Annotated in this window: 9 protein-coding genes and 1 pseudogene; 7 read left to right on the top strand and 3 right to left on the bottom strand. The window is 43.7% G+C overall.

Annotation, left to right across the window (positions count from 1 at the left end):
- Position 1 precedes the first annotated feature (1 nt).
- Positions 2-1,474, top strand: coding sequence for an SDR family oxidoreductase (locus tag K401_RS0101635; protein ID WP_024291332.1), 1,473 nt, complete (start codon positions 2-4; stop codon positions 1,472-1,474).
- Positions 1,475-1,896: 422 nt separating this feature from the next.
- Here K401_RS0101635 and K401_RS0101625 read toward each other — a convergent pair whose 3' ends face one another.
- The gene (locus K401_RS0101625) at positions 1,897-2,124 is read right to left on the bottom strand and encodes a hypothetical protein (protein WP_024291331.1); all 228 of its coding nucleotides are present in this window, start codon (positions 2,122-2,124) and stop codon (positions 1,897-1,899) included.
- A gap of 220 nt (positions 2,125-2,344) precedes the next feature.
- On the opposite strand from K401_RS0101625, the gene K401_RS0101615 reads away from it, so the two are divergent.
- The 4 genes and pseudogenes from K401_RS0101615 to K401_RS0101600 all read left to right on the top strand — a co-directional run bounded on the left by K401_RS0101615 (position 2,345) and on the right by K401_RS0101600 (position 5,796).
- Positions 2,345-3,307 carry a helix-turn-helix transcriptional regulator gene (locus K401_RS0101615; protein ID WP_024291330.1) on the top strand — a complete coding sequence of 321 codons (963 nt, stop codon included), beginning with the start codon at positions 2,345-2,347 and terminating at the stop codon, positions 3,305-3,307.
- A 23-nt stretch (positions 3,308-3,330) separates the two neighbouring features.
- A pseudogene (locus K401_RS0101610) lies at positions 3,331-4,569 on the top strand (endonuclease Q family protein); the annotation flags it as partial.
- A gap of 64 nt (positions 4,570-4,633) precedes the next feature.
- Positions 4,634-5,323, top strand: coding sequence for an endonuclease III (gene nth, locus K401_RS0101605; RefSeq protein WP_027352222.1), 690 nt, complete (start codon positions 4,634-4,636; stop codon positions 5,321-5,323).
- Positions 5,320-5,796: an LURP-one-related/scramblase family protein gene (locus K401_RS0101600; RefSeq protein ID WP_024291327.1), complete on the top strand. Its 477-nt coding sequence runs from the start codon at positions 5,320-5,322 to the stop codon at positions 5,794-5,796. Before nth ends, K401_RS0101600 begins: the two co-directional genes overlap by 4 nt.
- 758 nt (positions 5,797-6,554) lie before the next feature.
- Here K401_RS0101600 and K401_RS0101590 read toward each other — a convergent pair.
- Together K401_RS0101590 and K401_RS0101585 are read right to left on the bottom strand one after the other, a co-directional pair.
- Positions 6,555-7,895 (bottom strand): sensor histidine kinase, encoded by a 1,341-nt coding sequence (locus K401_RS0101590; RefSeq protein ID WP_024291325.1) that lies wholly within the window; start codon positions 7,893-7,895, stop codon positions 6,555-6,557.
- 18 nt (positions 7,896-7,913) lie between these two features.
- A complete protein-coding gene (locus K401_RS0101585; RefSeq protein WP_024291324.1) occupies positions 7,914-8,648 on the bottom strand; it encodes a LytR/AlgR family response regulator transcription factor in 735 nt (244 codons plus the stop codon).
- A gap of 376 nt (positions 8,649-9,024) precedes the next feature.
- On the opposite strand from K401_RS0101585, the gene K401_RS0101580 reads away from it, so the two are divergent.
- Entirely contained in the window at positions 9,025-9,492 is a 468-nt protein-coding gene (locus K401_RS0101580) for an RrF2 family transcriptional regulator (RefSeq protein WP_024291323.1), read from the top strand.
- A 49-nt stretch (positions 9,493-9,541) separates the two neighbouring features.
- Positions 9,542-10,117 carry a signal peptidase I gene (gene lepB / locus K401_RS0101575; protein ID WP_024291322.1) on the top strand — a complete coding sequence of 192 codons (576 nt, stop codon included), beginning with the start codon at positions 9,542-9,544 and terminating at the stop codon, positions 10,115-10,117.
- The last annotated feature ends 7 nt before the right edge of the window (positions 10,118-10,124 follow it).

The following is a 10,124-nucleotide window of genomic DNA, read 5'->3' as shown; positions in this document are numbered from 1 at the left end:
GATGAAAGGAAAGGAACTGCTGCCGGAAACACCATACCAGGAAATTGTTGCAGAAATATGGGGGAGAGTTTTAAAACATAAACAGTTTGGAATAGAAGATGATTTCTTTGATGTGGGAGGGACGTCTCTGAGGGCAATAAACGTGATTTCTGAATTGAGTGAGAATTTTGAACTGGATATTGACGATGTTTTTGCCGCGATGACGGTCAGACATATTGCTGAATGCTTGCGGGAGAATCAGGAGGCGATGAAACAGAAGCTCAAGGACATTTTACATTTTAAAGATTTGAAGGAAATTTCAGACATTGAGCTGGAACGGTACCGGTCAGCCTTTGCAGGCCAGAATCAGATAAAGCCGGATTTCAATAAGTATCATCAGGTCCTGCTGCTGGGCGGAACCGGGTTTTTAGGGATCTACCTGTTAAAACAACTGTTGGTTCAGACAGACGCAGTGATCACTGTACTGGTCCGCAGACACTGGGATGCTGCTGAAAGGCTGAAGAAACAGTATGAATATTATTTTGGTGATGGTTCCTATGTACAGTATCAGGACCGGGTACAGATTGTATATGGAGATCTGACAAAAAAATGTATGGGCATCTCCGAAGATCTGTATGGGGCCCTGGCCCAGTCAATTGATGCGGTAGTAAATTCTGCCGCATTAGTAAAACATATGGGTAAAAATGATGATTTTGTTTCCGTAAATGTAAAAACAGTAGAAACTGTTCTGGAGTTTGCTTCAACGGGGTGCAAAAAGGCGGTTCATCATATGTCTACAATAGGAATCGCTTATGGTGAACAGGGAGAACATGCAAAAACGCTTTTCACAGAATATGATGAGCTGGTGGAGCATCCTTTAAATAATCAGTATTTGTCTTCCAAATACCAGGCGGAACAGCGGCTGATCCGTGCCAGAACAGGGGGGATCGAAAGCACGGTTTACCGCATGAGCGGCATTTTATTTGATTCACAGACCGGAAAATATCAGCAGAATATGGAGCAAAGTACGGCATATATTTTTTACCGGGCATTGTATCGGCTGGGGATCGTTCCTGAAGAGATTAAGCGCCCCATGGATATATCAAATGTGGATATGATCAGTGAAGCCATAATCCGTTTGATGTTCAGCGATCAGGAAATCAATCAGATTCATCATGTAATCAATCCAAATGCATTGTCCATTGGAGAGATTTTAAAATTGATGAGGGGAAAGAATACGGCTGTTTCCTTGAAAGAGATGTCAGTGGATGAAGTTTTTACATATTATCAGAAAACCCATCCGTCAAAACGGGAGCATTTTTATGAGCTGGCGTTTCACTGTGAAATTATCAGCTGGATCGGTAAGAACCAATACAACATTTGTATGGAAAAAACGGTCAATGTTTTGGAACAGCTTGGAATGGCCTGGAATACACCGGACGCAGCGATGGTAGAGAGGGCTTGCGATCAGGCGAAAAAAGAAGGATTCTGCTGACCATATGTCTGGAAGGTGCCGCTTGTGCTTCCGGCAAAGAGAAAAGTGAAATATATTATTATCGGGTTAAGTACCTGCCGATTTTTTGGCAGGTACTTTTCTCATATATTTAACAACGTTAAAATGACTGTTTGGTACGTGCTCCGGTACTTTGGGATAAAAGAATGATATCATGATCAGATGATTTTATACACAAATTAACTTATGAAAGGTGAAATAACCCATGAATAAACAAAATTTTGCAAAATACGTTTTTCTTTTTTGCATCATAGGGGCGGTCCTGTTAGTAGGTACCCGCCGCGGGCATCAGAAAAAATACAGCCTGAAGTTCTCTGGATCAACGGCACCTATGCAGTTTTGACAGAGCTCAACAGGTGCGGTTATACGTTATTTGGGGAGATGAAAGAGAACGAAATCAACAATCAGCCTAAGGAGTTTTTCCATTGTTCAAGCAGCTCTATGTCGGAAGCCTTAAGTTTTAAATTGGTGGCAATGGTCTTTCCTTCCGGCGATGTAACCCGGATCTCCACCACGCTTCCTTCTTTCAGCGGGCCGTTTAAGGCGGCTTTTAAGAACAGGGGAAATTTAGGGTGATTATGTTTAAAGACAGCCCAGGATTCCTTTAACTGCATCAGGTTCATTAAGTTCATTTGACTGATCCTTTCTTTCTTGATTGATAGGCATATCCTAGCATAAATAAAAAAAGGAGTCAATGAGCAGCTGGAGAAAAGAATGGCTTTTCCTAAGTCTTTCAGCCGTGGTATAATAGGCGCAAGGGTCTATGATCATGCTGCAGTGGCCGGATGCAGCCTTGCGGCGCCTGGCTCATTGCTTTATGGTACATTAGGAACATGAAAGAAAGGACTGCCTATGAAGATTGACAGACTTATCGGAATTTTATCCATCCTGCTTCAGGAGGAAAAGGTAACGGCTTCTTATCTTGCGGAAACCTTTGAGGTTTCGAGAAGGACCATAAACCGGGATGTGGAAGCTTTGTTAATGGCAGGCATTCCCCTTGCCACTTCTCAGGGGAAGAATGGGGGGATATCCATCATGCCTGCTTACCGGATCGACCGGACTGTGCTTACCTCCTCTGAAATGCAGTCCATATTGACCGGACTTAAAAGCCTGGACAGTGTGTCCGGTTCCAGCCGGTACCAGCAGCTGATGAAAAAGCTGTCCATGGACCAGGCCTCGGTGCAGGTCCCGGAAAGCCACATAATGATCAACCTTTCCTCCTGGTATAAATCCTCTCTGTCTCCTAAGATCGAGCTGATGCGGGGAGCCATAGAAGCCAGCCATTCCATAAAATTCTATTATTATGCACCAAATGGTGAGAGGGAAAGGATCATTGATCCTTATCTTCTGGTATTCCAGTGGTCCTCCTGGTATGTGTGGGGATATTGCAGGGAGCGGATGGATTTCCGCATGTTCAAACTAAACAGGATTCAGGAGCTTTTGGATACCGGTGAGCATTTTGATAAGCTTTCCCTGCCTTCCTTTGAGTGTTTTCCGGAAAATCCATACCCCGCCAGCTTTCAGGCCATTGCGGTTTGTGAGCCGGAGATCAAATGGCGCCTGATCGAAGAGTTTGGGATGGATAGCTTTAAGGAACAGGAGGATGGAAGGCTTTTATTTGAAGCCGGATTTTCCGGCAGGGGAAATCTCTTTGGCTGGTTATTAAGCATGGGAGATCAGATAGAATTGATTGAGCCGGCAGAATTCAGAGAAGAGCTGGCACAGCTGGCCTTGGGAATTTATGAAAAATATGCCGGTAAAAGGAAGGACGTGCTTCTTGCAACCGGCAGTAAAGAAGGCTATAATAATACATAAATTGACAAAAGCAGGTGAAATTTATGTATATAGCAGACTTACATATCCATTCCCATTATTCCAGGGCAACCAGTAAGGATTGTTCTCTGGAATATTTGGATTTATGGGCAAGGAAAAAAGGGATCGCCATCCTGGGGACCGGTGATTTTACCCACCCGGCATGGCGTGAGGAATTAAAGGAAAAGCTGGTTCCTGCAGAAGAGGGGCTTTATATATTAAAAGAAGAATATCGTGTGAACAAGAAGGAGGGTCCGGAAAAGGCAATTCCCAGGTTTGTGGTTTCCGGAGAGATCAGCTCGATTTATAAGAAAAACGGGAAAGTGAGGAAGGTTCACAGCGTCATCCTTCTTCCCGGCATTGAGGAGGCAAAACTGCTTTCAGAAAGGCTGGAAACCATTGGAAACCTACATTCAGACGGCAGGCCTATCCTGGGTCTGGATTGTCATGACCTTCTTGAAATTACGCTGGAAATGTGCCCCAGGGCCATTTATATTCCGGCTCATATCTGGACGCCCCATTTTTCGTTGTTCGGAGCATTTTCCGGTTTTGATTCCATTGAAGAGTGTTTTGAGGACTTAACTCCCTATGTGCATGCCCTGGAAACAGGCCTTTCTTCTGATCCGCCTATGATTTGGCGTTTGTCGGCTCTGGACCGTTTTCAGCTTGTTTCCAACTCCGATGCCCATTCTCCGTCGAAATTAGGCAGGGAAGCCAATCTTCTGGATATTCAATTATCCTATACCGGGCTTTGGAATGCCATTCAAAAAGGGGAGGGATTGGAGGGGACTGTGGAATTTTTCCCGGAAGAAGGGAAATATCATTATGACGGTCACCGGAAATGCAATCTTTGCCTTTCTCCTTCAGAAGCGAAACAGTATTCAGGCAAGTGCCCGGTATGCGGCCGCAAGCTGACTACAGGCGTTTCCCATCGGATCGGTCAGCTGGCTGACCGTGCCCCTGGCTTTGTTCTTCCCGGAGGAAGGAGATTTGAAAATCTGGTCCCTTTGTCTGAGGTGATTGCGGCTTCCATAGGCTATTCCACAGCCAGCAAAAAGGTTCAGGGCCAGTATGAATCCATGATCAGTGATCTGGGTCCGGAATTTCACATTCTGCGGGATTTGCCTTTGGAGGATATTGATCAAGCTTCCGGTCATATGATTTCAGAGGGGATCAGGCGGCTGAGGGAAGGAAGAGTCATATGCAGCCCGGGATATGACGGAGAATATGGGACCATCCGGCTGTTTGAGCCGGGAGAGATTGACCGGAGGGGCAAAGGGAAACACGTTTTTACATAGGAATAAGCGTACGGACGAAAGAGAAAAGCAGATGAAATACAGTAGCGGAAGGTTGGAATACCGGATGAAAAAGGAAAATATCGGTTATATACTTGAAAAGTTAGATCAGGTTTACGGTGTAACAAAGGAGGGCTTTTACCACCAGCAGCCCTGGCAGCTTCTGGCAGCCATCATGCTCAGTGCCCAGAGCACGGATAAACAGGTGGAGGAGGTGCTCCCCCAGCTGTTTCAGCGTTTCCAGACAGTGGAGCAGATGGCCGAAGCACCGTTAGAAGAAATTGAAGAAGCCATACGTTCGATCGGGCTTTATAAAAACAAGGCAAAAAATTTAAAGAAATGCTGCAGACAGATTGCAGAGGAATACGGCGGAGAAGTTCCAGGAGATATTGAAGGTGTTTTAACCCTGGCCGGAGTAGGAAGAAAAACTGCTACCTTGTTTCTGGCAGATGCTTATGGAATACCGGGGGTCACGGTGGATACTCATGTATTCCGCATTTCAAAGCGGCTGGGCTGGGCCTTCGGGAAAAATCCGGCAGAGGTGGAAGTGGAACTGCAGAGAATATTGCCGGAAGACCATTGGAACCGGATCAATTTTCAGCTGATTTACCATGGCAGGGCAATCTGCACGGCAAGGAAGGCAAAGTGCGGGGAATGCATGCTGAGGGAGTGGTGCGGGCAGACGGTGGACATGGAAGGGAAAGGAGAGAAAAAGATATCATGAGACTTATGTTTAAACAGAGGTTTTTTTCCTGGTTTGACAGTTACGATATTTATGATGAGAATGGCGCCACTGTATACACGGTCTGCGGCAGGCCTGCATGGGGCCATAAGCTGGAGATTTATGATAAAGACGGAAATCACCTGGCAACCTTAAGGGAGCAGGTGCTTACTTTCCTTCCCCGGTTTGCCATCCAGATCGGAGGAGAAACGGTGGGAACCATCACCAAGGAGTTCACTTTTTTTAAACCCTCTTTTTCCGTTGACTGCAATGGCTGGCATGTGGAAGGCAGCTTCCTGGAATGGGATTATTCCATTCTTTCCCAGACCGGCAGTACGGTGGCCAGGATCGAAAAACAGCTTTTTCATTTTACAGATACTTATTTGATTGATGTGGCTGACGGACAGGACAGTCTTTTGGCACTTATGGTGGTCCTTGCCATTGATGCGGTCAAATGCAGCCAGAATAAGGGCTGACAGCCTTACAGCTCAAAAGAGCAGATCAGAAAGTCATGAAATAACATAGCCTCCCTGCCGGTTTCTTTGCGAAACCGGCAGGGAGGCATTTTCATTTTCTAACACCTGGCTGCCATAGCCGTCTGTTGATGAAATGGTTATGGCAACAGTCATACAAGTTCTCAGATGGAAATATTTGCTATCCAAAAACTGAAATGGTACAGAGCTGCTTTTGCATGAAATGATTGCAGGCAGCAATGAACCACCTATTATCCTGGGTTGGCAATTAAAAATATTCCGAATTATTATAGCTTATATATGGTGCGCCATTTGCGATTTTTGTATTCAATGTTATAGTTTCGCCGGACGGAAGCAGGCGTTTCTGCTCTTCGTCATTTTTGTGTATATATTAATTCTGCGTCTGCAAAGGTGGCGGCAGGTTCTGCAGGTCCGGCGGGCCCATGGGGGCCGGGATATCCCTGTTCTCCCTAAGACCCCGGTGACCCTTCCGGTCCAGAAGATCCCTGAACGCTGAAACGGCCCCGGAAACCGGGAGCCCCCTGAATATCAGGACAGAAAGATTGGCCCATACCCCTGTTATGTATGGGACAATTGGAATTGCTGCAATCAGATAACTTCAAATAACAATTCACCTTCTTTCCTGTATCTAATAAAAATGATAAAAGATAATATTATGTTATAAACGTTAAATAATACAACAATAAATTGTTTCTATTATAGAATACGGGATTAGGGAGAAAATGTGCAAAGCATAGATACTACTTGCTGAGCGGAAATAAAAGGGTCACTGTAAAGATCTTTTCCTCCTGGCCGGCATCAATTCTAATCACCCCGCCTAAGTGCTCAATAATTTCTGTAACGATTGCCAAACCCATTCCATGAAAGTCTTTGTCAGCTTTTGTCGATTCGGGAATCCCGTTGCGCATGCTGCACTCCCCATTAAAAGAGTTGGATATTTCAACACTCAGCCAATTATTGCCCTCACTTAAATTGCTTGTGATTGTAAGAAATCTCCGAAATTCAGATGTGACTTTGGTACAGGCTTCAACCGCATTATTTGTTAGATTTGAAAAAATGCGGACACAATCAATATCTGATATATTGAGTCCCTCGGGGATATATACCATTGCTGAGAAGCGTGTTTCCTGCTCTGCACACACGTTGGCAATGTCATGAAAAATGGCGTCAAGTATAATATGGTTTGAATATGTCTTATGGACCAGAACCTGTTGCTGCATGGTATCGTGAATGGTATCGAGCATCCGTTCTGCTTTCTGGTATTCTCTGGTGGATAGCAGGGATTTCACAGAAATCATCATATTTTTATAGTCATGCTTAAATGCCCTGTAACTTTCCGTGTATTTTTGATAGGTTTTGTAATGCTGCAACTGCCTGCGAAGCTGCTCCTGAAGAAATCGGTTATGCAGTTCAAATTCCAAAAGAGCGCTCATTCTTATCCCGCGATGCACCAAAAGACTTTGAGCAGCAAAGCATATCACGCATGATACAATATAGGTTATTTTATACCAGGGCAGATCTACACCATAATATCGTCCTAAATTGACAAATAGCAGATAAGCCAATAGAGTTGTTTGAAAGATAGCTACAAACCGTATCTGCTCTTTGATGCGGTAGAACTTTTCCATTTTAGATCGGGGCGCAATAGTATGCCGAAAAATCCTGTTATAGACGAGTATAATACACATGGAGAGGAACCATGAAATGGAGTAGTAGAAATTGTCATGCCTCACCCATTGAACGCTTTTTTCCAGACACAAAGCAAAAGCCGGAAGTACAATCCCTCTTCCCCAGTAGAGAACGGAAACAAAATAACTGCTTTCAAATAGGAGCTGCACCGGATTCATTTTGTACATTAGCTTTAATTCCAATATGGTGATACCTAAGAGTATGAGAGCTCCGTAATGGGATGAAAGGCTTAATCCCCAAGCAGCCCCGAAGCTCCAGTTTGTGAAAGCAGCAATTGCAAGATAAATCCAGTAACCCTGTCTGACAAGAAAGGTATTCCTGTGATAAAAGAGGAAGGACACGCTGTAAAAGGTAAACAGACATTCCGCCAAAAATCGCAAAGTAAGCGCCATTGGACTTCTCCTTTCTCATTAAAAAATTGTATTGTGCCGGATCATGTAATCCAAAAAGGTGTTTTTTACCTTTTCTTCATAAGTCACACCTACTGGTATCGTTTCTCCTGTTTTAAGAATAATCGTGCGGCGCTGAAATTCTGCGATATACTGGAGGTTGACGATATAGGAGCGGTGTGTGCGGACAAAATTCTTTCCACGCAATTGCTCTTCCAGCTCTTCCATAGTGATCCAATACTCAAACTTTTCATTTTTTCCATAATGTATGGTTACAATCCCTTTCCAAATAACAAAATGCGAGATCTCCTTAATTGGAATGATTTTACGTAATGCACCTGATTTACAGATAAATTTCTGAGTTGCCTTACTATCGGACAAATGGACGGCACGCAAAAACACCTGTTCAAATTTAGTCTCAGATGTTTCGTTTTTTAACAGATAATATACGGGTGAGACATCGAAGGAGTCAAACACGTAATCATTGCTGGAAGTCAAAAAAATAATTTCTGCATTACATCCCAGTTCCCTCAGTTTTTTTGCCGTATTTACGCCATTAAGTCCATCCATTAATATATCAAGGTAAATGATGTCCGGCAAATCAGGAGTGTCGGACATATGAAACAGCAAGGATCTGCCGTTATAAAATGCAGAAAGGGAAATGTCGATCTGTTTTTTTTTCGCTGTCTGTTTAATTAAATCACTATATCTTTCTACTGTTTCACTGTTGTCATCGCACAAGAATATGGTTATCATTTTATACACCCTTTCCTAGAACTTAGGATGAAACGCGATGCATCCGTTTATTCGCAAATTCACATGATTTTTATACCACTTGTTTAAGCGCTTCAAATGTATAGTTCAACTTATAAGTATAAGTAAAAAACGTACATTTGGAATATATTTCGTCCAATAAAGCAGTATTTCCGCTTAATTAGTATTCATCAGCAAAGCGGTACTTTTGCTTTGTGCTTTCCCAATACTTCCAGCCCATGCAATCGAGCGGAAATTACTGCTCATTAAGCGGAAAATCGGGCAAATGGACTTTTGTTATTTTATAATCAGCAAATGAAATATATTTCAAGTTAAGTCATATTTCAAAAGCCAAGTATGCATTAATGAGGTTGAATACATGAAATTACATATGACAACAGACTATGGCATCCGCGTTATGTGTTGCCTCTATAGCAAGAACACATTAATTACGGCAAATGAGCTTTCGGAGCAGCTTTGCATTTCGTACGGATATTTAAATAAGGTACTTGGCTGCCTGAGACAGGCCGGTATGGTAGAGGTTCTGCATGGGCGTTTTGGAGGCTATCAGATTGCTGAGAGCGCGCGGGAGGTTACTCTTTATGACATCATACAGGTAATGGAAGGCGATATCCAGATCAACTCTTGTTTGGGTATGGATGGTTTTTGCAACAAGGGTTCAATAGAAACATGCCTTGTCCATGCGGTATTGGACTCAGTACAAAAGGAATTGGTCTATAATCTGCGCTGTGTACGCCTGTCTGACATTGCAGAAACGGCCAGGGGACTGCATGAGCTTAATAATATCCACATGACTATCCGGCGTTCCCGATGCGCACCTGAATGAACGTTAAGCAGATATCCGATCCCTTGCAGTTATGAAAAGGAAAGTTTTAATGCCAGAAGATAAAAGAACGAAACAGGAAGGTACAAATATCATAAAGAGAACATATCAGCTAAAGCATGCGGCTGAACCCCATAAGCCTAAGCTGCCGTTTTGGCCTTCTTTTATAAGGTGCGTGCTGATTGCCGCAACAACAGCCTTGGTATTCAACGCAATGTTTGGAATTGCGGTCGTGTCGGGAACATCCATGGAACCAGCTCTTTTGGAAGGTGATGTCCTCCTGTTTTGGAAACTTTCAAGCTCATATAAGAGAGGTGATATTGCTCTGGTAAGCAGGAACGGAAGTACAGACTATGTAAAGCGTATATGCGCTGTTCCCGGTGATATGCTGGAGTGTGGAGGCAATCCTGAACTTTTTCTTATTAATGGAGAAGTGCCCGATGAACCATACATCTATGAAAAGACCTATGGTAAAGCGGAAATCAGTTATCCGCTTACGCTTGGTATTAACGAGTACTTTGTCATGGGAGACCACCGGGGTGATTCATATGACTCACGCAACTATGGCGCTGTGAGTGTAAAACAAATTGATGGAAGGGCACTCATCATATTCCGGGGAGGTATATGAGAACATG

This window comes from Lacrimispora indolis DSM 755, assembly GCF_000526995.1.
GTDB classification, from domain to species: domain Bacteria; phylum Bacillota; class Clostridia; order Lachnospirales; family Lachnospiraceae; genus Lacrimispora; species Lacrimispora indolis.
Note: the sequence above shows the minus strand (reverse complement) of the source record. Positions and strands in the feature narration are given on the sequence as shown.

Coding starts and splice junctions, on each gene's coding strand:
- lepB (WP_024291322.1), top strand. CDS start 9,542: ATGCCAGAAGATAAAAGAACGAAACAGGAAGGTACAAATATCATAAAG.
- K401_RS0101580 (WP_024291323.1), top strand. CDS start 9,025: ATGAAATTACATATGACAACAGACTATGGCATCCGCGTTATGTGTTGC.
- K401_RS0101635 (WP_024291332.1), top strand. CDS start 2: ATGAAAGGAAAGGAACTGCTGCCGGAAACACCATACCAGGAAATTGTT.
- K401_RS0101590 (WP_024291325.1), bottom strand. CDS start 7,895: ATGGCGCTTACTTTGCGATTTTTGGCGGAATGTCTGTTTACCTTTTAC.
- K401_RS0101585 (WP_024291324.1), bottom strand. CDS start 8,648: ATGATAACCATATTCTTGTGCGATGACAACAGTGAAACAGTAGAAAGA.
- K401_RS0101600 (WP_024291327.1), top strand. CDS start 5,320: ATGAGACTTATGTTTAAACAGAGGTTTTTTTCCTGGTTTGACAGTTAC.
- nth (WP_027352222.1), top strand. CDS start 4,634: ATGAAATACAGTAGCGGAAGGTTGGAATACCGGATGAAAAAGGAAAAT.
- K401_RS0101615 (WP_024291330.1), top strand. CDS start 2,345: ATGAAGATTGACAGACTTATCGGAATTTTATCCATCCTGCTTCAGGAG.
- K401_RS0101625 (WP_024291331.1), bottom strand. CDS start 2,124: ATGAACTTAATGAACCTGATGCAGTTAAAGGAATCCTGGGCTGTCTTT.